This window comes from Wenyingzhuangia sp. IMCC45467, assembly GCF_054111205.1.
This window is the reverse complement of sequence record NZ_CM134196.1, coordinates 2,038,573-2,062,066: the sequence shown is the minus strand read 5'-3', so window position 1 is coordinate 2,062,066 and position 23,494 is coordinate 2,038,573. Positions and strand designations below refer to the sequence as shown.

The window sequence follows — 23,494 nt, the reverse complement described above, 5'->3', positions numbered from 1 at the left end:
AAATTTATATAAAAACAGCCCGAGCAATTTGCTTGGGCTGTTTTGGTTTTTAACTCTCCTTGGTATTGATGATGTTTTTGTATTTGTTATATAAAAAAGAGATCACCAATAGAATTATTCCTAAAGAAATAAATACAATGGTTTTGGCTATAGTATCTAAGTGAGAAATGTCGTAAAAGAATAATTTTATTAAAATAACTGCAAATAAAACAATGGCAGCAATTCTTAAATGTTGTTTTTGTTTCCAAATTCCTAAGCAAATCAATCCTAAGGAATAGATCGCCCATAAAATACTTAGGCTTAATTTATAAGAGGCTACAGTTGTAAATAAATCTAATATATTAATAAGTTCACTGCTTAAAATCCACAACAGTACAACATATAAAAAAATATCAAAAACTTTAATAGAAACTAATTTTCTATTTGAATAGGCTGTGTAAAATAATAATCCTATAAATAGATAAGAAATGTATCTAATGGTAATAAAATAAGAAGTGCCATATGAGCTTGTATTATCTAGATAAGCATCCCTTAAATCACTTAAACTTAAAAGGCCAAAGGTTAAATAAATAAGAGTAAACAAAAAAGTAAAGATTATTGCAACCTTTGCTAAACTATTGTTTTTTATCTTTTTATGATTGATATAGTTTAAAATAGACATAAAAAACAAGCTGTAATTAATTAGCCAAATCATTTTAAATTTTAAAATATTTCTATTTAGAATTAACTTATCATCAATCATAGAGTTTTTGTAGAGTTGTTCCCAATAGGTAGCAATTTCAAAATAAAATGCCAAATAGGTACTTGCTATTAAAAGAGAAGGAATGATGTGTGAAAAAATAGAGCATAAATTAGATTTGTCACCTAAAATGCTTTTGTGTTTTAAATTGATGAAATTAATATAAGACATGCAAGTAATGAATAATGCAGAACTTAAGAAATAGGGATTTAAAAACAAGTTGATTTTTGTTTCAGCACCAGAAGCATCATAATATTTAAACCAATAAATAAGCAGACTATAAAAAGACAATACAATTAATGGGTAAGAAAGTTTTTCGTAAAATCCTTTTTGTTGAGTTCTACCAATCCAAAATAAAATAGAAGCTTCACCAATCCAAAAAATAGAAATCCAACTTCCGTTAAATTGTATTGGAAAGGTTAAGGTGATAAATAGAATGCAAAGACCTATGATAAGTTGCTGTAGGTTTTTGTCTTTAACGGGTTGTTTGTATAAAAGCATGGCTACCAAACCATGAAGAAGAGCAATATAAATGGTAAATAGTCCAGAGAGGTTTTTGGTAGATGAATGATAGTTTAAAACAAGATATCCTAAACAGAAAAATAAAAGAGTGTTGCATAGAATTAAAATAACATCACTGGCTAAAAAAGTGTTTTTTTTAATGATTTTATAAGATAAAGAAATGCTGTAAAAGGTAATATAAATCACATTTAAAAAGCCAAAAGCAATTCCAAAATGCTGTTCGTATTCATAATCTTTAAAAAACCAAGAAATAAATAAAACCCATGTAACGCTAAAAGCATTATAACACAGAGGCTTCCAATATTTTTTAATGGCAATATATGAAATACCAATGTTTATAATTGCAACATAAACAAACAAAGCAGCTATGTTTCCATTGTTACTGCTAAGTAGTAAAGGGATGGCATAAGCACCAACCAATCCGATATGAGCAATGACTTGTTTGTTGAGTTTTAGAGCGGTAAAAACAGTTAAAATTGTTAAAGAACACATGGTTAAAAAAGCAAACCACATAGGCAGTAACTGATAAAAACTATAGGCGATTAACGTAATAAAATAAAGGATTGTAAAAGCTCCGCTAGTTAAAACAGCTGCGTAGTTTAAATATTTTGTTTTTAACTTATGTCCTAAACCTAGTAAGATAAAGCCGGCTAAATAACCCAAGAGGATTCTGGTAGTTGGTGAAATTAAATTATGTTCAATAGAATATTTTGCACCTATAGAAATTCCTATTATGGTGATAATAATTCCTATTTTATTGATAAGATTTTCACCAATTATTTTTTCAAAATTAAAAGAGACAGGTGTTTTTTCTTTCTTTTTAATTTTTGTTTTCTGAACAGAGATGTGAGTTTGGGGTACAGCAATAGGTTCTTTTACTGGTTTATGAAAACGTTGAATGTCCTGTTTTAAAACTTGTATTTCTTTTTGGAAAGAGAGTTGTTTCTGCTCTAGGATTTCAAGTCTTTTATATAATTCATTAATATCTTCCATAGCCAATTTTAATTCGCTACAATGTAATAAAATTATAAACTCAAGACATTCCTAATTTCAGGACAAATTTTATTTCTACTCTAAGCTATTAATAGCTTCTTTAATAGGAGTTTTTCCACTATGCATGGAAATGACTCTTTTATAGGTTGCTTGGTTGTTTAAAAGCTCTACCAAAGTGGTGGCTACATCTTCAATAGCATTTTCACCAGGGTGTCTAATGTTTATTTCAATTTTCCCTGTACCTGTAGTCTCTGTTAAAGCACTTGGTTGTAATATAGTGTAGTTTAAGTTGCTGTTTTTAACCAACCACTCATCTGCATAGTGTTTGGCTATGTAATAATCTTTTAATTCATCAAACCCTTCTTCTTTCCATTTATGGGTTTCTAAAGAAAACACAGAACTAAGCATAATATATTGTTTTATGTTTTTATTTGCTGCAGTTTTCATGGTTTTAATAGCTCCATGTAAATCTAAAGCAAGTAAATTTTTAGCTCTAGATCCAGAAACAAAATAAAAAGCATCTATGTCATTAGGGATTGTTTTTTGTATGTCTTCAATTTCTCCAAGTAAATCCAAAGAAATTTGTGTGTAACAATTGTGGTTAAAAAGAAGTTTGTCTTGTCTAGTAGTACCTACAACTTGATGATTGCTTTCTAGTAATTTTTCTGTTAAAATCTTTCCAACTCTTCCACTTGCTCCTATCACTAAAATTTTCATGAATATATTTTTTTACGATTAATAAAAAAAGCAGTATTTATTCTAGTTAAATACCAGTCTTTATTATTGATATAAAGGCAAGAAAGATACCATGATAGGTTTTATTTAGTTGATGTTAATCAAATAATCAAAACAAAGTTTGTGAACCAGACGTTTAGGAGTTATAGATTGTTTTGTAAATTTTTATTTCTTTTACTAATAATCCACATTAAAAGTGCTCCTGTAATGTACATCCAAATAGAGTAAGCAGCTGTAGGAATAGCCATTTCTATGTTGTTTAACATAGAGGAGGCTATAACAATTCCGAGTGTAGCATTTTGGATACCACCATCTACCCCTATAGAAATAGCATCTTTATCGTTTAGTTTAAAAAGTTTAGCCATTAAAAAACCAAATCCAATAATGCTAAGGTTTAGTATTAGGGTAACAAGTCCAACAGCCTTAATAGATTCTTTTACTTGGCTAAAATTGGTAGCAATAAGTCCAGCTAATATTAAAATAAATATTACGGTAGAAGCTAGTCTCATGGGCTTAACCATTTTTAGGGCAAAATTAGGTTTGTATTTAAGTGTTAGCATACCAATACAAATAGGAATAACTGTAATAGCCATAATTTGCATTATAGTATCTATAACAGGTAGTTCAAATGTGGTGGTGGTTTGTGTGTTAAAATAAGACAAGGCAAAAGAAGTAACAAAATGAACAGAAAAAATACTAGTAAAACTAGTAACAGCCGTTAGTGTTACAGATAAAGCTATGTTTCCATTACAAACTTGTGTAATAATATTACTTGTTGCTCCTCCAGGGCATGAAGCCAAAATAATTAACCCAACAGCCATAGTGTCGTTTAAATTAAATATAAGAGCTAAGGTTAATGCAAATAAAGGTAGTATAATTACTTGATTAACAACTCCTAGTATTACAGCTTTAGGCTGTCTAAAAATTCTTGAAAAGTCTTTTGTTTTTAAAGACATTCCCATTCCGAACATGATAACAGCTAAAGAGAATGGTAGTAAAAAGTCTAATAATAAGTCTGTCATGATTTTATAAAAAATAAATAAATATTATTTGAGCATAACAAACATAGGTGTTTTTTTACTTTATTGAATTGATATAGATTAGGTTTTTATGTTGGTAAAGGAAAACAGCCTAAGCAAATAACTTAGACTGTTTTATATTTAAGGGGTAGCGAGTTTAAGTAAACAACAATTTTGTGGATAATGATTGCTGAATGAAATTGTTAAAAGCAGTGTTAACAAGTTCGTCCGATGCATATTTTTGTAAAATATTTTTAATTTCTGTTTCTGTTAAAGGTTTTGCTGATAATTTTTCTAATACATCAACAAAAGGAATAGATAAATTGGTGAATTGAACATTTCCTGTATCAGGATTTCTGTGCATGCAAATAAAATACGTCCCTATATCTGCTTTGGTAATAAGGTTTGGATTTTTTAAATGAACAGGATAGTCAACTCTAATCATATCCATTTCTGGATTTAAAATAAAAGTATTGGGGAGTGGTTTAGGGGCTGTAATGTCCATCATCATAAAAATTTCAACCTCAAGCCATTCAAAATTTAATAAATTTTCTAATAAAGGATATTTGATTGTTAATTCAGGTTCATGTTTAAGAATATAGTTTTTAAATTCTTCAGGCATTTTCCAAATTTGTGGACTTTGTATATCATAATTACTAAAAAAGCGATTGACAAGTAGTTCCCATTTTTCTTTCCCTAATAATTTTTCAGTAAGAGGGTAGGCTGTTTCCAGGCTATCTAGCACGTTGTTAAAAACCAAACGTCTGTAATGTGTTAGGTTTTTTTGCACAGCACCTTCTATTTCAATAGGATTTCCTGTTCTGCAATAAGTAGCCAAATTAGTTTGGTGTTGATGTGTTTTAGCTAATAACATGGTGTTGCTTTTTTAGACTTTTGGTTTTAATGTTTTGTAACTGATTCATTTCATGTTGTAAAATGTCTAATTCTGGAATATTAAAATCTCGTTCTAACAATACAGGCACATCACGTTGTAATTGTTGCATGGCAAAACCAAACAATTCGTATACCGGGTCTATAATGTTTTCTCCATGGGTGTCAATAATCAAATCATCAGCAACTTGAGTGTGGCCAGCCATGTGTATGTATTTTACCCTGTTTAAATCTAAATTGGCTAAAAATTCTTTAGCGTTGTATTGGTGGTTAAAACTGTTAACATAAATATTATTTACGTCTAGCAATAAATTGCAATCTGCTTCTTTAATTACGTTGTTAATAAATTCCAACTCTGTCATTTCTGCAGCAATAGGCGAGTAATAACTTACAATTTCTATGGCAATTTTTCTTTCTAAAATATCTTGAGCCAAACGAATGTTTTTGGCTACGTGTTTTACTGCATCTTGAGTAAAAGGAATGGGTAATAAATCAAACAAATGAGCATTGTTGCATTTAGAAAAACTCAAATGTTCAGAATATTCAACCGTATTGGTCTCGTCTAAGAATTTTTTTACTTGTTTTACAAAATTAGTATCAATACCCTCTGGACTACCAACCGATAAAGATAGGCCGTGTACAAAAAGAGGATGTTTTTCTAGAGCTTTGTCAAATAGCTTTTTATAATATCCACCAACATTCATCCAGTTTTCTGGAGCAACCTCAATAAAAGAAGGTTTTAAAATATTGTTGTCTGCAAAGTCTTCTGCAAAGTCTTTTCTGTATCCAATTCCTACCATAATAGTTTTTTAAAATAGACGGATTAAACATGTATTAATCCGTCTATATATTAAATGTTTAGATTATTTCTTTTCTCCACACTTAGCATCTTTTGCTTTTGCTTCACCACATTTTGCATCTTTGGTTTTAGCCTCTCCGCACTTAGCATCTTTAGCTTTTGCTTCGCCACATTTTGCATCTTTGGTTTTAGCTTCTCCGCACTTAGCATCCTTAGCTTTTGCTTCACCGCATTTAGCTTCTGTAGTTTTTTTCTCACCACATTTTGCATCGGTAGTTTTCTTTTCACCACAAGCCCCTTGAATAGATTTTAATCCATCAATAGCAGATGATAAAAGGTTTGTAGAAGTTGATAATAATTGAGTACGTACTTGTCCTCCAGTTCCTAAATAATCTACAGTTAAGCTTGTTGCAGCTACATCAGTTGTAGAAATTAACGCTCCAGCAACTAAAGTTCCTGTTAATAATGAGTTTTTTGTGAAATTTTTCATAAGATTTGATTTTAATAATTATTTATTTTTATTGAATTCTTTTTTGAGTGTCTCCTCCGAGTATATAGGTGTTGAACAATAAGTTGAGGTACAGCTAAACAGTACGTTCTTGTTAAAACTTTTAATTAATTCTTGTTTTTCTTTAGGGAGCAGATCTAGTTTTCCTGTGTAAACAAGGCTGTAAAAAGGAACAATGCTTTGTAAATAATTACTAAAATTGTTTCCTGTACCTGTGTTTAAGTAAATGTATTGGTTAGGTTCTTTTTGCAGTTCTTGTTGGAGTAATAACAATGATGCTTCTGAGTAATAATTTTTTACTAAAACCTCTGAGGTTAAAAATTGATATGTTTTTTTAGCAATATTGATGTATTCTTTATTGTTAGAGTACCATCCATACCAGTTAAAAATTCTTGCTATGCTAATGTTTTCTTCTTTTAATGGCAGAGCTGTTAATCCGTTGTTTCCTTTAAAACTTTTAAAGGCTCCGTTTTTTAATAAAAATGTATTTTTTATAGTTGAACATAATACATGTAACTCTTGTTTTGCTTTGTTGTTGGTGATGTCACTTTTAATTAGGTTGATGAAAAAATGAGCCATAGCAATTTGATCTTTTAAGCTAGTGATGTTTTCTTTTTTATTTCCATGCGCATATAAACCCGATGTTTTTTTACGTTTATACAAAGCATTTTCTATGTTTTTAACTTTGTTTAAATGCTCTTTGTCTTGTGTAGCGTAATACAATCTTAATAGGGCACTACCCATAGCAGCATTGTTGTCTGTAAAGGTGTTTTTGTCTATGTTAGGAATTCCTAATTTTCTTCTTTCGGTATTGTTTAAAGCAAAATAATTTGCTGCATGTTGTCCTTGTATTAAATCTGCATCTTGGGCATTGCTATACAATCCGTTTTTGTTGTCTAAAAAAGTATTTGTGTATTGAATGATTTTCTTTGCTTGGGTTAAAGAGTTTTTATCTTGATAAAAAGTATAGTATTGTAAAAATATGTTGAGGTATCTAGCTTGGATAGACAATAATTTCTCAAAATGTACATGTTCCCAATCGTTGTGAGTGGAGTATTGATACATACCTCCCCAAACAGGATCATTTAATTTTTTTGCTCCTTTAATACTGTTTTTTATCCATGTATTAAGGTTTGTGTTGTTGTGGTTTAATAGTGCTTTTTCAAAAGTAGCGTACTCAATATATTTTTGAGATTGATTAAAGCCCCCCTTTGTAATGTCTAAAGAGTTGATAAAGTTGTTTTCTAATTTTAATATTAAATCAACATCGGAATTTGTGGTGTTGGTAATGTTTGTTAAATCAGGTTGAGTTTCTTCTGGTGATGGGTCTTTAACAATGGCTTTTAATAGTCTTAAAAAGTTTTCGGGAGCAATATATCCTGCTCTTTTTACAATGTCTTGTCCTTTTGAATTGATAAAAATAGTAGCAGGCCATCCGTAGTCTTTGTACCTGTTAGATAATTCTGGATTGGCATCTTGGTCTGCTTCAGTGGTAATAAAATGTTCATTTAAATAAGCAATAATATCATTGTTTGCATAAGTGTTCTTTTTCATTACATGGCACCAATGACACCAGTTTGCTTTTAAGTTTAACAGAATAATTTTGTTCTCATTCTTTGCTTTAATAAAGGTATTAGCATTTAGTTTTTGCCATTCAATTGCAGTTGCAAAAGAAATGTTAAAGATGAATAAGAAAAAAATGCTACTCAAAAGCTTCATAATGATTCCGTTTGCAATATCTACGAGAAAGAAATCAGGATGGTTTTATTTTTATTGAAAATAGCACAAAAAAAATCCGATAATTTTTAAATTATCGGATTTAGGGTTTGAATTACAGTTTTTTAGCTACTTGAATAAAGGAGCGTATTTTTCTTTATGATCTATCATTGCCCAAATTAAAATTGCACTAAAAATAATAGGTAGTATTAAATCATGGTCTGTTGTAGCATGAAAAAGCACAATTCCAATCATTATAGGAAAATTAATTAATGCACCTAATGCTCTGGTTTTTTTAAATATAAATAAAACACCACCTACAATTTCTGCAATAGCAACTAGTGGCATTAGCCATTTAAGAGATAGCATGGCGGTCATGGCATCCATAACAGCTTGTGGCATTTCTTCTGGCATGGGCATGTAATTAAAAAATTTGTTTAATCCTGCGTTGATAAACATCAGTCCGAATAATAGGCATAATATAAAAAGTATTATGTTTTTTACTTTTTCCATTTGTTAGGTTTTTGAATTAGTTATCTAAAATTAATCAAAATAAATGAAGAATTTATTTTTTTCTTAATTCGTATAAATCTGTTCTTCTATCCTTTAAATTTCTTACACTACCGTGTTGGTTTAGCTCTTTTAGTAAGCTTAAATCTACATCGGCAATTAAAATCATTTCTGTGTTTGGAGTCGCTTCGGCTTTAATTCCATTAGTAGGGAAAGCAAAATCGCATGGGGTAAATACCATAGATTGTGCGTATTGAATATCCATGTTTTCTACTTTTGGTAAATTACCAACACTTCCTGCAATGGCTACATAACATTCGTTTTCTATAGCTCTTGCTTGTGCACAGTGTCTTACTCTAGAATATCCATTTTGGGTATCTGTTAAAAAAGGAACAAATAAAATATCCATACCATCATCGGCTAGTAATCGACTTAATTCAGGGAATTCAGAATCATAACAAATTAAAATTCCAATTTTTCCACAATCAGTATCAAACGTTTTTACTTGAGTTCCTCCTTGCATTCCCCAAACTTTTTCTTCGTCTGGAGTAACGTGTATTTTTTCATAACGTTCTACAGACCCATCTCTTTTACACAAATACCCTACATTATAAAGTTTGCTTCCTTTCATTTCGGGCATGCTCCCTGCAATAATATTAATGTTATAAGAAATAGATAGTTCAGAGAATTTTTGAACAATATCTTGTGTGTGTTTGGCCAATTCTCTAATAGCTTCAGAAACGGGTAAATGGTTGTTTTCGGCCATTAAGGGAGCGTTAAAAAACTCGGGAAACAAAGCAAAGTCTGATCGATAGCCAGAAACGGCATCAATAAAAAACTCTGCTTGTTGCAATACATCATCTAAGTTTTTGTAAGGCCTCATTTGCCATTGTACCAAGCCTAAGCGAACCACTTCTTTGGTTTGAGTTGCTACTTTGTTAGGTTTTTGGTAATAAATATTGTCCCATCTCATTAAAACAGCAAAATCGTTAGAAGCTGTATCTCCTTCTAAATACCCTGTCATAATTTTGGTAGGGTGAAAATCATTAGAAATTTGAAAGTTTAAAACCGGATCGTTAATTTCTTTACGTTTAACTTTTTCAATATAAGTTTTGGGTTTTATTCTGTGCGCATGTTTGTGGTAATTTGGAATTCTACCACCAAATATAATTCCTTTTAAATTTAAGTTTTCGCATAATTCTTTACGGTAATCATACAAACGTCTTCCTAATCTTAAACCTCTAAATTCAGGTTTTATAAAGACATCAATTCCGTAAAGCATATCTCCCTCATTGCTGTGAGAGTTAAAAGTATAGTTGGCAGTAATCTCTTCGTAAGTATGCTTGTCCGAAAATTTTTCATAATTCACAATAATAGACAAAGCACAACCTGCTAATTGTCCGTTTACTTTAATTACAACTTGTCCTTCTTTAAATTTATCTATTAAAGATTGTATTTGATATTTTTCCCAATAAGAGTTTTCTAGAGATTTATAGGCTTCCATCATGGCTAATTTTAGCTCTTGATAGTCTTCTATATCTAAGTATTTTAACTCAATATTATCTATTTCTTCAATGTTCATAAAGTCATTTTATTTCTTTGTTGATTAAGTTAAATATAGTGAATAAAGTATTTGATTTGTAATGTTTTTGTTTCTTAAACTATGTTAAAAAAAAGGGTTTTTAAAATTCGGCATTAAATTTGATGAGCGAATGTCTTGTTTCTAAGAAATACTTTACTATCTTAGATAAATAGCCTATCTATCAGACTAAAATTATGTTAAAACAAAGCTTAAATTTAAAATTATCTCAAAAATTATCTCCTCAACAAATTCAGTTGATGAAGATGATTCAATTGCCAACTCAAGCTTTTGAACAAAGATTAGAGCAAGAAATAGAGGAAAACCCAGCATTAGAGTCCGGTAAAGAACAAGAAGAAACATACGAAGATAATTATGACGATTATGCTGATGAAGGAAATGAATCTATTGCTGCCGATGATATTAATATAGATGAGTATTTAAGCGATGATGATATTCCTAGTTATAAATTGCAAGCCAATAACTATTCTGCCGATGATGAAGAAAGAGAAGTTCCTTATGAAGGAGGTCTAAGTTTTCATCAATCCTTAATCAATCAATTGAATACGTTTACACTGAATGATGAGGAATATACCATTGCCGAATTTTTGGTAGGAAGTATTAATGACAACGGTTATTTAAGAAGAGATACTATTGATATTGTTGATGATTTAGCCTTTACTCAAAATATTTTTGTAGATGAAGCTAAGGTAGATGAAGTTTTGTATGAAGTAGTTCAGAAACTAGAACCAACAGGGGTTGGAGCAAGAGATTTAAAAGAGTGTTTAATTATTCAATTAGAAGCAAAAACACCAACAAAGTCTGTAGAGTTGGCAGTTAAAATACTAGATACTGCTTTTGATGCGTTTGTAAAAAAACATTACAGCAAGTTATTGGTTAAGTTTGATATTGCTGAAGAGGAGCTAAAGGAAGCTATAAAAGAAGTTGAAAAACTAAATCCAAAACCCGGAGGAGCAGTGGTGGGGAATGCTAAAATTGCAGAACAAGTGGTTCCAGATTTTACTATTAGAATTTCTGATGGAGAATTAGAATTGTTGTTAAATTCTAGAAATGCTCCAGAATTACATGTTTCTAGAGAATATAACAACATGTTAAAAGGATATCAAGAAGCAAAAGTAAAAACCAAATCTCAAAAAGATGCTGTGCAGTTCATCAAGCAAAAATTAGATTCTGCTAAGTGGTTTATTGATGCCATTAAGCAACGTCAGCAAACTTTAATGGTAACCATGAGCACCATTATGAAAATGCAAGAAGAATATTTGCTAACAGGAGATGAAAGCAAATTAAAGCCAATGATTTTAAAAGATGTTGCCGAAAAAATAGATATGGATATTTCTACCGTTTCTAGGGTGGCTAATAGTAAATATTGTGCTACTCCTTATGGAACCAAGTTGGTAAAAGAATTTTTCTCAGAATCTATGAAAAACGATCAAGGAGAAGATATTTCAACCAGAGAAATAAAAAGTATTTTAAAAACAGTAATTGAAGATGAAGATAAAAAGAAACCCTTAACGGATGATAAGTTATCTGCTCACTTAAAAGAAAAAGGATATTTAATTGCGCGTAGAACTGTTGCAAAATATAGAGAGCAATTGGATATTCCTGTTGCGAGATTGAGAAAGGAAATTTAAAGCATGGAAAAATTATATAAGGCAATTTCAGTAATTCTTCATCCTATATTTTTACCCATGTTTGGAGCTTGGGTATATTTAAATGTATTGCCTTTGCCTATTTCTAAAATGCAAATATATCTGATCTTTTTTATTGTAGCTGGGGGGACGTTTTTAGTGCCTTTGTTAACCATTTTTTTGCTAAAATTTATGGGACAAATAAAAAGTATTCAGGTAACTAGTGCTCATGAAAGAAAGCTGCCAGTTGCTTTTATGATTGTTGATTATATATTCTTAGCCCTAATGTTAGGGCGTATTTGGCAATTAAGGGAGTTGACTATTTTGGCTTATGCAACTGCAATAGGTTTAATGATTACAGTGTTTTTGTTGTTTAAAAATATAAAAGTGAGTCTCCATATGTTAGGTATGGCTGGCTTGTTAGGGTTTGCTATAATTTATGGTGCTTCATATCATTACCCTGTACTTATAATTGCTTTGTTATTTGTAATGACAGGATTGTTAGCCACGACAAGATTAAAATTACAGGCTCATAATTTTAAAGAAATTATTATTGGATCAGTTCTAGGATTGTTGCTTCCTATCTTAATAAGTTTTGTTTTATAAAATATAAAACATCATTCCTATTTTTAATTGATTAAAATTTAAAGAGTCTCCGGATTGTGTTTTGGTACCCTCTTTAAAAATAGGGTTTATATAGTATTTTATATGAAAATTCCATGTTCCAAATCCTATAGAAGTATAAAGAGAAAAGTTGGTGTTGTTTAATGCGGTAATGTTATTAAATGTTGTGGTTGTGCTATTGTTGTCATCAAAACTAGCACTGTTGTTTATATTGTAAATAAATGATGCTCCAGAGTAAATTCTCCAAAAACTATCGTTGGTAGCGGTTGAAGTTCTCCATCTATATTCTATAGGAAACTCTATATTATGACTGGTGTAATCGTATCTACTATAATTATTGTCAATATTAAAAACAAGATCATTTCCGTTTTTGGTAATGGCAACGTTTGGTCTTAAAACGTCAAAGCTATAGCCAATACCAATTCCTAAGCCTTTGTTGCGTTTTTTGTTTAGTGGAATGTCTTTAATAAAACCTGCTTCTAGGCTAAAAGGAACACCTGTGTTTTTAAGTCCGTTGTTGGTAGCTGTTAAAAAGTTGTATTGTATTCCTAAATATAGTTGATCTTCAAGATAGTGGTCATCAACATACATATACGCTTCTTCGTTTTCTTCTTGTGCAAAAAGAGAACTTGAAACGAATAACCATAAAATGAAGTGTTTTAAATTCATTATTTACCAGGTTTGTGTTTTAGTGGCAGGTGAACAACTTTTTTGGTTTCAAAAAAATCTTCTTCAAAATAATTTGGTAAATCATATAAGGTACAGTTAGGAAAGTCTTTTAGTTCTTCTGTTAAATCACCTCCTTTTAAGTATAAAATTCCGTTTTTAAGTGAGTGGTTGTGCTTTTTAGAGCATTTGGTTTTTACCCATTTTACAAAATCGGGCATAGCAGTTACAGCTCTACTTACTACAAAGTCGAACTCTCCTTTTACTTTTTCAGCTCTCATGTGTTCTGCTGTAAGATTGGTCAATCCAATTCCTTGTGCCACACCGTTTACAACCTTTATTTTTTTACCAATAGAATCTACTAACATAAATTCTGTTTCTGGAAATAAAATTGCCAATGGAATTCCAGGAAAACCACCACCTGTACCAACATCTAAAATTTTAGAGCCAGGTTTAAAAGGTTGTACTTTTGCTATTCCTAAAGAATGTAATACGTGTCTTATATATAGTTCATCAATATCTTTTCTAGAAACTACATTTATTTGAGCATTCCACTCTTTGTATAGGTTTTCTAGCTTTGTAAATTGAGCTATTTGTGTTTCCGTTAAATCTGGAAAATATTTTAAAATTATGTCTACTGTTATCATGGTGATGCAAAAGTAAATGATTTCATATGAAAACAAATAGGAATCACTTAGTTAAATGTTCTTTACATTTATAAAAAAAACGTTTAAATCTTAAATTTCTTCTACGATTATTGAAATAAACTGAATAAAAATTAGTTACTTTTGTAGGCTGAATATTATTTATACATGTTACAAGTAAGTTTTTCGAGAGAAAGCAATAATCAATTTTTTAAAACTCTTAATCAAAGAGTTAACAAATACTTTAAGGACAATGATCTTAAACGTACAGGGAATTGGGTGCTATACTCTAAAGCTGTATTAATGTTCTCTTTGTTGTTTGTTCCCTATATAGCATTGATGTTTTTTCCTATGGCAAATATATATCGCATTATTATGTGTATTATTATGGGCTTAGGTATGGCAGGAGTTGGAATGAATGTAATGCATGATAGCAATCATGGATCGTTTTCTAGCAAGTGGTGGGTTAACCAATTGATGGGAAATAGTATTTATATTTTAGCAGGAAATGTGTATAACTGGAAAGTACAACACAATTTGTTACATCATACCTATACCAATGTTGAAGGAATTGATGAGGATATTGATATACAGGGAGTTATTAGGCTTTCGAAACATGAACCATGGAAACGTTTTCATAAGTACCAAAGGTTTTATGCTTTCTTTTTATATGGTTTATTAACCATACAATGGGCTTTGGTGGTAGATTTTAGACAAACTCCAAAATACATAAAACATAAATTAAGTGCAGAAGGAGAGTTGAATCCGACAAAAGAATGGACTTTGTTAATTATGACAAAAATTGTGTATTACTTGTTTTGGTTGGCTTTGCCTTTGTTAGTAATGGATATTGCTTGGTATCAATGGTTAATCGGTTTTATGGTGATGCATTATGTGGCTGGTTTGGTACTGAGTGTTGTATTTCAATTGGCACATATTACAGATGCTGTAGAAGTAATATCAGCCGAAGAATTAGAAAAAGAAAAAAGAAGTTGGGCAGCTCATCAATTACAAGAAACTGCCAATTTTGCCACAAAAAACAAAGTAGTTTCTTTCTTTTTAGGAGGGTTAAATTATCAAATAGAACATCATATATTTCCAACAATATCTCATGTTCACTACAAAGACATTTCTAAAATAGTAAAGAAAACAGCTAAAGAGTTTGAGTTGCCATATCACGAATATGAAACTATTAAAGAGGCTTTAGCAGCACATATTAATCAGTTAATTATTTTAGGAAAACAACCCCAAATGGGATAAGTACAATATAATAAGTAAATTATACAATGAAACAAGTTTTATCAGACAGAATTACGAGTTTACCAGCATCGGCTACATTAGCAATGGCTGCAAAAGCAAGAGAATTAAAAACAGCTGGAAAAGACATCATTAGCTTAAGCTTAGGAGAACCAGATTTTAATACTCCAGATTATATTAAAGATGCTGCTATACAGGCAATTAATGATAACTATAACTCTTATAGTCCCGTTGATGGTTATGCAGATTTAAAAGAAGCTATTTCTTTAAAATTTAAGAGAGATAATAACTTAGACTACAAGCCAAGTCAAATTGTAGTTTCTACAGGAGCTAAGCAGTCTTTAGCAAACATTACTCAAGTGTTATTAAACCCAGGAGATGAGGTTTTGTTACCAGCACCATATTGGGTTTCTTATTCTGCATTAGGTATTTTAGGAGGAGCTACTTACAAAGAAATTCCATCTACCATAGAAACTGATTTTAAAATCACTCCAGCTCAGTTAGAAGAAGCAATAACTCCTAAAACTAAGTTGATATTCTTTAACTCTCCAAACAACCCAAGTGGTACTGTTTATACAGAGGAAGATTACAAAGCATTGGCAGCAGTGTTAGAAAAGTATCCTGATATTTATATTATTTCTGATGAAATTTATGAGCACATTAACTACGGTACTCCAAACTTTAGTATTGCTTGTATTCCATCTATGTACGATAGAACCATTACGGTGAATGGATTGGCAAAAGCATTTGCTATGACAGGATGGAGAATTGGATATATTGGTGCTCCTGAATGGATTGCAAAAGCTTGTACTAAAATGCAAGGGCAAATTACTTCTGGTACCAACTGTATTGCTCAAAGAGCTGCTATTACTGCTTTAACAGAACCTGTATCAAAAATAGGTTATATGGTTGAGGAGTTCCAAAAACGTAGAGATATGATGTTGGAATTATTAGGAGAAATTGAAGGATTCAAATTAAATGTTCCTAAAGGAGCGTTTTATATTTTTCCTGATGTATCTGCTTTCTTTGGTAAAACATTTAAAGGAAAAACTATTGAAACAGCAGCTGATTTTTCTATGTTGTTATTAGAAGAAGCTAACGTAGCTACGGTATCTGGAGAATCTTTTGGTGCTCCAACCTGTATTCGTATTTCTTATGCAGCTTCTGAAGCGCAATTAAGAGAGGCTGTAGCAAGAATAAAAACAGTTTTATCATAATACAATATCTTTTTTAAGATAAAATAGAAACCGCTTTTGATGTCAAAAGCGGTTTTTTACTTTTAAAAAAATAAACATGAAATTCTATTTAAAATTAGAACTCCTTTTTTTACTCGTTTTTAACGTTTCATTTTCACAAAAAAACACCGTACAATTATTATCTCCACATGAATCTCTAAAAATAGGAGGAAAAATGATGTTTGATAATGCTTATTTTATAGAGTCTAATAAACTAAGTAATGCTTATACAGATAAACAAGCAAAAAGTGGTGAACAATTTAGACGTATCTTTTTATATGTAAAAGGGGGTTTGTATAGTAATATAGAATATAAACTGCAGCTTAATTTTATAAATAAACAAATAGGATTAAGAGATGCGTATATAGGAATTAAAAATGTTCCTTTCATAGGTACTATTAGAGTTGGCCAGGTTAAGGAGCCTATGAGGTTAGATGTGTTAAATAGTAGTAGCTATTTAACTTTTATGGAAAGATCTTTTAATACAGACTTTATGCCTATTCGTAATAGTGGTGTCTTATTGATGAATAATTATGTACAAAATAGATTGTCATATCAATTAGGAGTATTTAGGAATTCTGATTCTAATACAGGGAATGATAAAATAGCTGATGATAGTTTTGTTATTACAACTAGATTGACTGGAATGCCAATTGCTAAAAACAATCAGTTTTTACATGTTGGTATTGCAGGTTCATACAGAAAATATGATGATAGATTGTATAATGTAAATATAAAGCCTGAGGTAAATCTAAGCGCGATCTCTTATCTGTCTATTAGTGGACTTACGGATGTTAAACATGTAAATATTTATAATTCTGAAATGGCTTATGGCTATAAATCTTTTAATTTACAAGGGGAGTATATGTGTGCTGATGTGTATAGCGAAGCTCAAATTACCAATCTATTTTATACTTACTACGGTCAAGCTAGTTGGTTTATTACTGGAGAGCACAAAAGTGTTAAGAATTCCTACAGCATGTTTAATAGAATTTCTCCTAAGCATAATTTAAACGATAGTTATAGTGGTGCTTGGGAGCTTGCTTTACGATATTCTTATGTTAATTTAAACAGCCATGCAATTAAAGAAGGAAGTCAAAAAGATGTTACTATTGGTGTGAACTGGTATTTGAATCCTTATGTAAGATTTATGTTTAATGAAGTATATGCTGATGTGGCTGATAAAGGAGAGGTATTGGTGTCTCAGGTAAGAGTTCAGGTAGATTTTTAAATAAAAAAAGCTCCATAATAATTAAGGAGCTTTTTTTGTTTTGTTTAAAAATGAACTTCAAACTGTAGCCTAAGTTGTAAGCCGTCAGCATTTCCAGCAACGGTTGTGTAACTAAAGTCAGATTGAATTTTTAATGCATGTCCTACGATGTATTTAGAAACCCCTATAGTGTATTGTTCTTTAGTGTTTAAAACACCTTTGTAATCTACTTGTGTATATCTAGCAGATATTTCGTAATTGTTACTAAATAAGTATCCTGTGGCCAAGTTATAAGCTCTTCCTACTTTAACAGGATTGTCTCCTATTGTTGTGTCGTCTGCAGATCTATAAGCAAATTCTCCCATGGCTGAATAGCCGTTGTGTTTGTACATAAAATCAACAAAAGAGGTGTTTACATCAGTTGTGGCAAAAACATGATCTTCAGCGCTTCCGCTATCTTCAATTAATTCTATAATACTTCCTTGACTTCCTCTCTGTCTAGAAGCTCTATCATTATGGTTGTAAGTAGCTCCTACAGATAATTTAGGTTTGGCCTCTCTTTTTAAGTCTCCACCAGAATAATCTCCTTTACTTGTAAAAGCCCCAAAAGGTAAAACTTCTATCCTACTAGTATATTGTTGTCCTCCAACATTTCCTGTAGTAATATTTCTTCCCTCTCCTTGCGTAATGGCAAAAACCTCTCTAATTAAAAACTGTGATCCAATAGTGTGATGATTTCTCAATTGAAACCCCATATCTCTATCTAAAGTAAATTCTTTGTTTAATAAAGATCTGTCTACCAATTGCATGTTTGCCGATGAAATAACACGTTCACGGTTACCAGGTAGTTTTGTTTGACCAGCCCATAGTTCTAAGTTTTTATAAAAATTCCATTTTAAAACGGCATCTAAAATTAATTTAGGACCAAGTTTGGTATATTCATTAGCAGAACCGGTGTCGTTATTAGACATTCCTAATTCTATTTTATACTTTACCTTAGGGCTTAGTACAAAACCATCAAATTTTAAACGGTATCTTCTAATTTTAGTGTCTGTTTGGTAGTTAACAGGATCAAAATTAAATTGTTGATGACTATCAGCATCTAAACCAACTGAAGTAAGGTATTGCATTCTTAACCCAAACTTCATACTCCATGTACTGTCTTTAGATACGGTGTTAAAAATTCCTTTTCCAAAAGTATTTTTCCCTATAGTTTGTGCATTTAGGTTTGAAAAAGAAAACATTAAGATTGAAATAAATAACGTTAGTTGTTTAATTGTCCTCATAATTTTGTTAAATGAGGAGCAAACTTACGTTAATTATTTGTTAATGAGTGTTAATTTAATGTTAACTACTTTTTTGACTTGTTTTTGTTTTTAAAGTTATTGCGTATAAGATTTTATATGAAATTGACTCATGCGTTACATAATTTACTTTGTAAAAAAATTGAGATATTTAAATCTAATGTTAATTTAATGTTAACAAAAAGGTCAACTTTGTATTATAAAGTTGACCTTTTAGAAAAAATGATATCTGTTTTTGTTACTTCTTTATAACGTTAGATTGAATTTCGTTAATCAATTCTGTTAAGTTGATTAAAGCCATAATTAAATCTTTTGACTCCATAATAATTCCAAAGTGTAAAGTAGTGTTTTTTGGACTGGTTTCCACAGTTCTAATTCTGTCTATTTGTTTTCCTAAAGATTCTGAAACATTTTCTAATAGGGCTTGCTTCTTTTCTAAAATAATAGACAAATCTTCAAAAGATTGATTTTTTAAGACCTTAGAAATATCGTTTAATACCGTTTCTAACCCTTTCATAATCGCTTTTAAATCTCCAATTTGTTCTTTGTTTAGAGACTTGTGGTTGTTGTTTACGTGCTTATAGCTAATTTTAGAAATATAACTTATAGATTGTGAAATATCTTCTAAATACCCTAATACAGAAATATAGAATTTACTAGCTTCTACAGAGCTTTTTTCTAATCCTTTGATAAAATAGAAAACATCATTACGCAACTCATCAATTTCTTGGTTAAGTTTATTTACGTGTTTGTCGTTTTTCTTTAGCTTGTCTAAGTTTTGATCTGCTAAATTAATTACTACGTTAGAGTATAATTTTTGTACTCTTCCTAATACTTGTATAATGTGGTCTGAACTTTCGTTGATAACACCGTTAATAGTATCAATAGTTTCTTTTTTAATGGCTTTTTTAGCTTCTTTTTCTTTCTCTTTTTTAGAATGAATAATATAGTTTCTTGCTATTAAGAAAAGAACTGTTAAAAGTAAAACAGCAACCATTACAGGCCCTCCTAAATAGATTAAGAAAGCAATAATTGCAGAAAAAGTAAAGGCAACTAAAGCTGTTAAAAACCAACCTCCAATAACACTTAATACTCCGGCTATTCTATATACAGCACTTTCTCTACCCCAAGCTCTATCTGCTAAAGAAGTACCCATGGCAACCATAAAGGTAACATAAGTGGTAGATAAAGGAAGTTTTAAAGAAGTACCTATAGAAATTAAAATACCAGCAACTACTAAATTGATAGAGGCTCTCACCATATCAAAAGCAGGTACTTCATAACTTTTATTTTTTGAAATGACAATTGAAGGTCTTTCAAATCTTGAGTCTATGTATTTTTTGGCTTTAGGTGTAATGAATAAGTTTAAACCTGAATTGATTAACATTCCAAATCTTACAATTCCTCTAGAGGCAGGGTTTGGTTCAAACTTTTCGTGTCCATCACCTTGTCTAGATAAATTTACCCCTGTTTCAATAACCGTTTTTGCTTTTTTAGAAAACCATAAAGTAACGACCATAATTCCACCAGCCAATATTAATAGCATTGGACTAGATGGTACCTTTTCTGCTAAAATTCCCATAGAAAATTCACTAGCTCCAACTCCAGAAGCAGACCATGCTTGAAATGAATTCCATGCTGCTATAGGTACTCCTACAAAGTTTACCAAATCGTTTCCAGAAAAAGCCATGGCTAAAGAAAAGGTTCCAATACCTATAATTACTTTTAAAATATCTATTTTAAATAAGCTAATCAACAATTGAGAAATTAATGTCCAACCAAGAAAACCAATAAGGAGAATGTTTAATGTTTGTCCTTCAATTAAGTGTTTGGTATTAGCGTAATAAGGAGTTCCTTTCATTCCTTTTACAAAAATAAAATAGGTAATAGCAGTAATGGCCAATCCTCCAAAAATAGCGTTTATATAAGATTTTTTATCATTTAAGTTAAATGAGTAAACTATTCTTGAGACAAACTGAACTAGAGCTCCAACAGTAAAAGAAATAGCCACCGAAAGTAGAATACCAAAAATAATTAGCAGTGCTTTTTCGTGATTAATATATTGCCAAATGTCTGCAATAGTTTTGGTGTCATCTGCCGATATTTTTATCAAAGCCATAGAAACGGCAGCTCCAAGCAATTCAAATACAATAGAAACTGTAGTAGAGGTTGGCATTCCTAAGGTGTTAAAAATATCTAGCAATAGAATGTCGGTAATCATTACAGCCATAAAGATGTACATGATTTCGTCAAAGTAAAATTGACCGGGAACAAAAATTCCCTTTCTAGCTACTTCCATCATTCCGCTAGATGTAACGGCACCAACAAGTACTCCAATACTTGCTATCATCATTATTTTTTTGGGAGTAATTGCTTTAGATCCAATTGCAGAATTTAAAAAGTTTACGGCATCATTACTAACACCAACAACTAGATCAATAGCTGCTAAAACAGCCAAAGCAATGATCATTAAAAAGTAAATATTTTCCATTTGGAATAATTAAATTAGGGCTCAAAATTACTAAAAAAAAGCAAGTTCAAATGTTAATTAAATGTTATGAAATAAGCTGTGATTTGTGTGTGAATCACATTGTTAAACTTTCTTTTTTTGTGGAGTTACTACAAAGTCTTTTAAATAAAATGGTTCAAAATATGCAGTATCTTCAAAATCGTTTTGTTGATGTTTTTCTTCGGCTAAAAAAGCCATTTCGCTAACAGATGGGAACTTATCATCTATAAAATTAGCGTTTTTGTGTTTTATGATTTCTTTGCACTTAAAAGCACCATCTCCTAAAAAATAAACAGGCTGCTCATGTAACAAATCTTGATAAGAAGCTTCGTCAATAATTTCTGCTTCGGCACTTCTTAAATAAGTGTAGTCTTTCTTAAAAATAGCACTGTAAACTTCTAATCTTCGGGCATCAATCATTGGCACAATTAATCCTTGTTCTATGTTTATGGTTTTAGCTAATATTTTTAAAGTATCTATGGCAATTAATGGTTTTTGAATAGCATAAGCAAGCCCTTTGGCAGCGGAAACACCTATGCGCAACCCCGTGTAAGAACCAGGACCTTTTCCTACAGCTACAGCATCTAAGTCAGTAGGTTTTATGTTTTTAGATGCTAAAATTTCTTCTATAAAAACGTGTAGCTTTTCAGCATGGGAATAGTCTCCTTTATTTTCTTCTTTTAAAGCAATACAAACACCATCTTTTGCCAAACCAACGGAGCAATTTTTAGTTGATGTTTCTAAGGTAAGTATCAAAGCCATATAATATATTTTATGTGGATTGTTTTAAAGCTTGAAAAGTAAACATATTTGATAACATGTGCTAAATCTTGGCTTTTATTTTATTTTTTTAAAGTAGAGGTTTTAATAAGGAATATTGCTAAAATCAACAAGAGTAGTGTCTTTTGATATTTTGTAGGTTATTTTGCTGTCTAAGGATTGTGCGTTAGAATAATAACCGTTAGTCATTTCTACTTTGTTGTTGTTTTCACAATTAAATTTTAAAGTATATTGACCATCTCTTTTTTCATTATTTTTCATATCCAAAAAAGCCTTAATAGATTTGTTAGGCTCTATTATGTTAAACTCTAATTTTGTGTTTTTGTCCGATGAAAAAGTAACGTTATAAATAGGAGTTTGAGTAGTTTTTTTTATTTCTACAATAATTCCATTGTTAATATAGTGGCAGGAGCTTAGTATTAAAAGTAACAATATAATAGTTGTCTTTTTCATCTTTTAAATTAGTTGTTGTTTTAAACTAAAGATACAATAGTTTTTTAATTGGTTTTTTTTTCTTTTAAAAGATAGCTGTAAACAGGGTAGTGGTCACTATATCCACCTATATAAGTGCTTCCAGAAAAACTCCTTTTAGGACTTCCTTTATATTTTCCGTTTTTTAAGGTCATATAACTAGGGTTGTGTATTCCTGCTTTATAAAATCTAAATTCACTATAATCTTTGTTTAAAGTGATGTAGTTATCACTAAAGAAAATTTGATCAAATAAAAATAAATCTCCCTGATAAACAAGTGTGTTAAAACCTTCTTTAAACATTTCTTCAAAAGGATTGTACAAATCGCCTTTTTGTAATTTGTTTTTAGAAGCTTTGGTTTTTAGTACTTTTTTAAAACTTTTATCGGTAGGGCTATCATTAAAATCTCCCAAGCCAATAATTTTTGCATTGGGCTCATCTTCGTGTATGTTAGCAATAACGTCTAAATTTCTTTTGGCAACACGTTCTCTTAAAATACTGCTTTTTTTAGCTCCTCCTCGTCTGGAGGGCCAATGGTTAACTAATATGTGAATTTTTTCATTTAATAAAAAACCTGTAGCCCAAAGAATATCTCTGGTATAAACTATTTTATTGTTGTTGTATAAATTTGCAGGAATGGCTTCGCTATGAGTAGGTTTAAAAACCTCTTTGTTATAGAGTATAGCGGTATCTATTCCTCGTTGATCGGGAGAGTCAAAATGTATAATTCCGTAATTGTAATTAGCTAAAGGAGGTGTGGCAATTAAATCTTCTAATACTTTTCGGTTTTCCACTTCTGCAACCCCTATAATAGAGGGAGGTAAATTGTTTTGTTCTCTGCCTATTTCACAAAGAACATTAGATAGTTTAGAAAGCTTATCTAAATAAATTTCTTTTCTATTTGATTTTATTTCCATCATAGGACTTAGTTCGTCCATTTTGGTGGTATCATTAATAGTATCAAATAAGTTTTCTAAGTTGTAAAACGCAACAGTTTGAACTATATATGATTTTTGACCAAAAACCAAAGAAAAATTTAAACTAAAAAAAACGATTAACCAGGCTCTAATTATCAATAACATAACTTTTAGTTAAGAATGAGTTTTAAAACTAAATTTATTTTGGCAGGTAAAT

21 protein-coding genes are annotated in these 23,494 nt (G+C 30.6%); 5 read left to right on the top strand and 16 right to left on the bottom strand.

Features of this window, described 5'->3' with window-relative positions; genetic code table 11:
• Window positions 1–49: 49 nt before the first annotated feature.
• The 9 genes from ACXGQT_RS08785 to ACXGQT_RS08745 form a co-directional block, all read right to left on the bottom strand.
• Window positions 50–2,254, bottom strand: coding sequence for a DUF2339 domain-containing protein (locus ACXGQT_RS08785; protein WP_457828225.1), 2,205 nt, complete (start codon window positions 2,252–2,254; stop codon window positions 50–52).
• Window positions 2,255–2,329: 75 nt separating this feature from the next.
• Window positions 2,330–2,971 (bottom strand): NAD(P)H-binding protein, encoded by a 642-nt coding sequence (locus ACXGQT_RS08780; protein WP_457828224.1) that lies wholly within the window; start codon window positions 2,969–2,971, stop codon window positions 2,330–2,332.
• 161 nt (window positions 2,972–3,132) lie between these two features.
• Window positions 3,133–4,011, bottom strand: coding sequence for a bile acid:sodium symporter family protein (locus ACXGQT_RS08775; RefSeq protein ID WP_457828223.1), 879 nt, complete (start codon window positions 4,009–4,011; stop codon window positions 3,133–3,135).
• A gap of 154 nt (window positions 4,012–4,165) precedes the next feature.
• Entirely contained in the window at window positions 4,166–4,882 is a 717-nt protein-coding gene (locus tag ACXGQT_RS08770) for an HvfC/BufC N-terminal domain-containing protein (protein ID WP_457828222.1), read from the bottom strand.
• Window positions 4,869–5,699, bottom strand: a complete 831-nt coding sequence (locus ACXGQT_RS08765) for an HvfB family MNIO-type RiPP peptide maturase (RefSeq protein WP_457828221.1) — start codon at window positions 5,697–5,699, stop codon at window positions 4,869–4,871. The genes ACXGQT_RS08770 and ACXGQT_RS08765 overlap by 14 nt, the downstream gene beginning before the upstream one ends.
• 63 nt (window positions 5,700–5,762) lie before the next feature.
• Window positions 5,763–6,188 carry an HvfA family oxazolone/thioamide-modified RiPP metallophore gene (locus ACXGQT_RS08760; protein ID WP_457828220.1) on the bottom strand — a complete coding sequence of 142 codons (426 nt, stop codon included), beginning with the start codon at window positions 6,186–6,188 and terminating at the stop codon, window positions 5,763–5,765.
• A gap of 18 nt (window positions 6,189–6,206) precedes the next feature.
• Window positions 6,207–7,925: a DUF255 domain-containing protein gene (locus ACXGQT_RS08755; RefSeq protein WP_457828219.1), complete on the bottom strand. Its 1,719-nt coding sequence runs from the start codon at window positions 7,923–7,925 to the stop codon at window positions 6,207–6,209.
• A gap of 126 nt (window positions 7,926–8,051) precedes the next feature.
• Entirely contained in the window at window positions 8,052–8,435 is a 384-nt protein-coding gene (locus tag ACXGQT_RS08750; protein ID WP_457828218.1) for a DoxX family protein, read from the bottom strand.
• A gap of 52 nt (window positions 8,436–8,487) precedes the next feature.
• Window positions 8,488–10,014, bottom strand: a complete 1,527-nt coding sequence (locus tag ACXGQT_RS08745; protein WP_457828217.1) for a GNAT family N-acetyltransferase — start codon at window positions 10,012–10,014, stop codon at window positions 8,488–8,490.
• Window positions 10,015–10,208: 194 nt separating this feature from the next.
• Between ACXGQT_RS08745 and rpoN the strand changes: the two genes are divergently transcribed.
• The gene (rpoN, locus tag ACXGQT_RS08740) at window positions 10,209–11,663 is read left to right on the top strand and encodes an RNA polymerase factor sigma-54 (RefSeq protein WP_457828216.1); all 1,455 of its coding nucleotides are present in this window, start codon (window positions 10,209–10,211) and stop codon (window positions 11,661–11,663) included.
• 3 nt (window positions 11,664–11,666) lie between these two features.
• The gene (locus ACXGQT_RS08735; RefSeq protein WP_457828215.1) at window positions 11,667–12,266 is read left to right on the top strand and encodes a hypothetical protein; all 600 of its coding nucleotides are present in this window, start codon (window positions 11,667–11,669) and stop codon (window positions 12,264–12,266) included.
• On the opposite strand, the gene ACXGQT_RS08730 is transcribed toward ACXGQT_RS08735, so the two are convergent.
• Window positions 12,261–12,953, bottom strand: a complete 693-nt coding sequence (locus ACXGQT_RS08730) for an outer membrane beta-barrel protein (protein ID WP_457828214.1) — start codon at window positions 12,951–12,953, stop codon at window positions 12,261–12,263. The two genes, ACXGQT_RS08735 and ACXGQT_RS08730, sit on opposite strands and share 6 nt — an antisense overlap.
• Window positions 12,953–13,597: a 16S rRNA (guanine(527)-N(7))-methyltransferase RsmG gene (gene rsmG, locus ACXGQT_RS08725; RefSeq protein WP_457828213.1), complete on the bottom strand. Its 645-nt coding sequence runs from the start codon at window positions 13,595–13,597 to the stop codon at window positions 12,953–12,955. Before rsmG ends, ACXGQT_RS08730 begins: the two co-directional genes overlap by 1 nt.
• Window positions 13,598–13,762: 165 nt before the next feature.
• Between rsmG and ACXGQT_RS08720 the strand changes: the two genes are divergently transcribed.
• The 3 genes from ACXGQT_RS08720 to ACXGQT_RS08710 all read left to right on the top strand — a co-directional run bounded on the left by ACXGQT_RS08720 (window position 13,763) and on the right by ACXGQT_RS08710 (window position 17,317).
• Window positions 13,763–14,854, top strand: coding sequence for a fatty acid desaturase family protein (locus ACXGQT_RS08720; RefSeq protein ID WP_457828212.1), 1,092 nt, complete (start codon window positions 13,763–13,765; stop codon window positions 14,852–14,854).
• 26 nt (window positions 14,855–14,880) lie between these two features.
• Window positions 14,881–16,068, top strand: coding sequence for a pyridoxal phosphate-dependent aminotransferase (locus ACXGQT_RS08715; protein WP_457828211.1), 1,188 nt, complete (start codon window positions 14,881–14,883; stop codon window positions 16,066–16,068).
• Between the two features lie 76 nt (window positions 16,069–16,144).
• On the top strand, window positions 16,145–17,317 hold the full coding sequence (locus ACXGQT_RS08710; RefSeq protein WP_457828210.1) for an OprO/OprP family phosphate-selective porin: 1,173 nt from the start codon (window positions 16,145–16,147) through the stop codon (window positions 17,315–17,317).
• A gap of 44 nt (window positions 17,318–17,361) precedes the next feature.
• On the opposite strand, the gene ACXGQT_RS08705 is transcribed toward ACXGQT_RS08710, so the two are convergent.
• The 5 genes from ACXGQT_RS08705 to ACXGQT_RS08685 all read right to left on the bottom strand — a co-directional run bounded on the left by ACXGQT_RS08705 (window position 17,362) and on the right by ACXGQT_RS08685 (window position 23,442).
• Window positions 17,362–18,582, bottom strand: coding sequence for a porin (locus ACXGQT_RS08705; protein ID WP_457828209.1), 1,221 nt, complete (start codon window positions 18,580–18,582; stop codon window positions 17,362–17,364).
• Window positions 18,583–18,838: 256 nt separating this feature from the next.
• A complete protein-coding gene (locus ACXGQT_RS08700) occupies window positions 18,839–21,091 on the bottom strand; it encodes an inorganic phosphate transporter (RefSeq protein WP_457828208.1) in 2,253 nt (750 codons plus the stop codon).
• A 102-nt stretch (window positions 21,092–21,193) separates the two neighbouring features.
• Window positions 21,194–21,871 carry a tRNA (adenosine(37)-N6)-threonylcarbamoyltransferase complex dimerization subunit type 1 TsaB gene (tsaB, locus tag ACXGQT_RS08695; protein ID WP_457828207.1) on the bottom strand — a complete coding sequence of 226 codons (678 nt, stop codon included), beginning with the start codon at window positions 21,869–21,871 and terminating at the stop codon, window positions 21,194–21,196.
• 102 nt (window positions 21,872–21,973) lie between these two features.
• Window positions 21,974–22,342 (bottom strand): hypothetical protein, encoded by a 369-nt coding sequence (locus ACXGQT_RS08690; protein WP_457828206.1) that lies wholly within the window; start codon window positions 22,340–22,342, stop codon window positions 21,974–21,976.
• A 44-nt stretch (window positions 22,343–22,386) separates the two neighbouring features.
• On the bottom strand, window positions 22,387–23,442 hold the full coding sequence (locus ACXGQT_RS08685) for an endonuclease/exonuclease/phosphatase family protein (RefSeq protein ID WP_457828205.1): 1,056 nt from the start codon (window positions 23,440–23,442) through the stop codon (window positions 22,387–22,389).
• Window positions 23,443–23,494: the final 52 nt, after the last annotated feature.

What these genes read in the sequence shown, in the direction of transcription:
- ACXGQT_RS08775 (WP_457828223.1), bottom strand. Translation starts at nt 4,011, where the DNA reads ATGACAGACTTATTATTAGACTTTTTACTACCATTCTCTTTAGCTGTT.
- ACXGQT_RS08780 (WP_457828224.1), bottom strand. Translation starts at nt 2,971, where the DNA reads ATGAAAATTTTAGTGATAGGAGCAAGTGGAAGAGTTGGAAAGATTTTA.
- rpoN (WP_457828216.1), top strand. Translation starts at nt 10,209, where the DNA reads ATGTTAAAACAAAGCTTAAATTTAAAATTATCTCAAAAATTATCTCCT.
- ACXGQT_RS08785 (WP_457828225.1), bottom strand. Translation starts at nt 2,254, where the DNA reads ATGGAAGATATTAATGAATTATATAAAAGACTTGAAATCCTAGAGCAG.
- ACXGQT_RS08720 (WP_457828212.1), top strand. Translation starts at nt 13,763, where the DNA reads ATGTTACAAGTAAGTTTTTCGAGAGAAAGCAATAATCAATTTTTTAAA.
- ACXGQT_RS08735 (WP_457828215.1), top strand. Translation starts at nt 11,667, where the DNA reads ATGGAAAAATTATATAAGGCAATTTCAGTAATTCTTCATCCTATATTT.
- ACXGQT_RS08700 (WP_457828208.1), bottom strand. Translation starts at nt 21,091, where the DNA reads ATGGAAAATATTTACTTTTTAATGATCATTGCTTTGGCTGTTTTAGCA.
- ACXGQT_RS08685 (WP_457828205.1), bottom strand. Translation starts at nt 23,442, where the DNA reads ATGTTATTGATAATTAGAGCCTGGTTAATCGTTTTTTTTAGTTTAAAT.
- ACXGQT_RS08745 (WP_457828217.1), bottom strand. Translation starts at nt 10,014, where the DNA reads ATGAACATTGAAGAAATAGATAATATTGAGTTAAAATACTTAGATATA.
- ACXGQT_RS08710 (WP_457828210.1), top strand. Translation starts at nt 16,145, where the DNA reads ATGAAATTCTATTTAAAATTAGAACTCCTTTTTTTACTCGTTTTTAAC.
- ACXGQT_RS08770 (WP_457828222.1), bottom strand. Translation starts at nt 4,882, where the DNA reads ATGTTATTAGCTAAAACACATCAACACCAAACTAATTTGGCTACTTAT.
- ACXGQT_RS08715 (WP_457828211.1), top strand. Translation starts at nt 14,881, where the DNA reads ATGAAACAAGTTTTATCAGACAGAATTACGAGTTTACCAGCATCGGCT.
- ACXGQT_RS08690 (WP_457828206.1), bottom strand. Translation starts at nt 22,342, where the DNA reads ATGAAAAAGACAACTATTATATTGTTACTTTTAATACTAAGCTCCTGC.
- tsaB (WP_457828207.1), bottom strand. Translation starts at nt 21,871, where the DNA reads ATGGCTTTGATACTTACCTTAGAAACATCAACTAAAAATTGCTCCGTT.
- ACXGQT_RS08760 (WP_457828220.1), bottom strand. Translation starts at nt 6,188, where the DNA reads ATGAAAAATTTCACAAAAAACTCATTATTAACAGGAACTTTAGTTGCT.
- ACXGQT_RS08750 (WP_457828218.1), bottom strand. Translation starts at nt 8,435, where the DNA reads ATGGAAAAAGTAAAAAACATAATACTTTTTATATTATGCCTATTATTC.
- ACXGQT_RS08765 (WP_457828221.1), bottom strand. Translation starts at nt 5,699, where the DNA reads ATGGTAGGAATTGGATACAGAAAAGACTTTGCAGAAGACTTTGCAGAC.
- ACXGQT_RS08755 (WP_457828219.1), bottom strand. Translation starts at nt 7,925, where the DNA reads ATGAAGCTTTTGAGTAGCATTTTTTTCTTATTCATCTTTAACATTTCT.
- rsmG (WP_457828213.1), bottom strand. Translation starts at nt 13,597, where the DNA reads ATGATAACAGTAGACATAATTTTAAAATATTTTCCAGATTTAACGGAA.
- ACXGQT_RS08705 (WP_457828209.1), bottom strand. Translation starts at nt 18,582, where the DNA reads ATGAGGACAATTAAACAACTAACGTTATTTATTTCAATCTTAATGTTT.
- ACXGQT_RS08730 (WP_457828214.1), bottom strand. Translation starts at nt 12,953, where the DNA reads ATGAATTTAAAACACTTCATTTTATGGTTATTCGTTTCAAGTTCTCTT.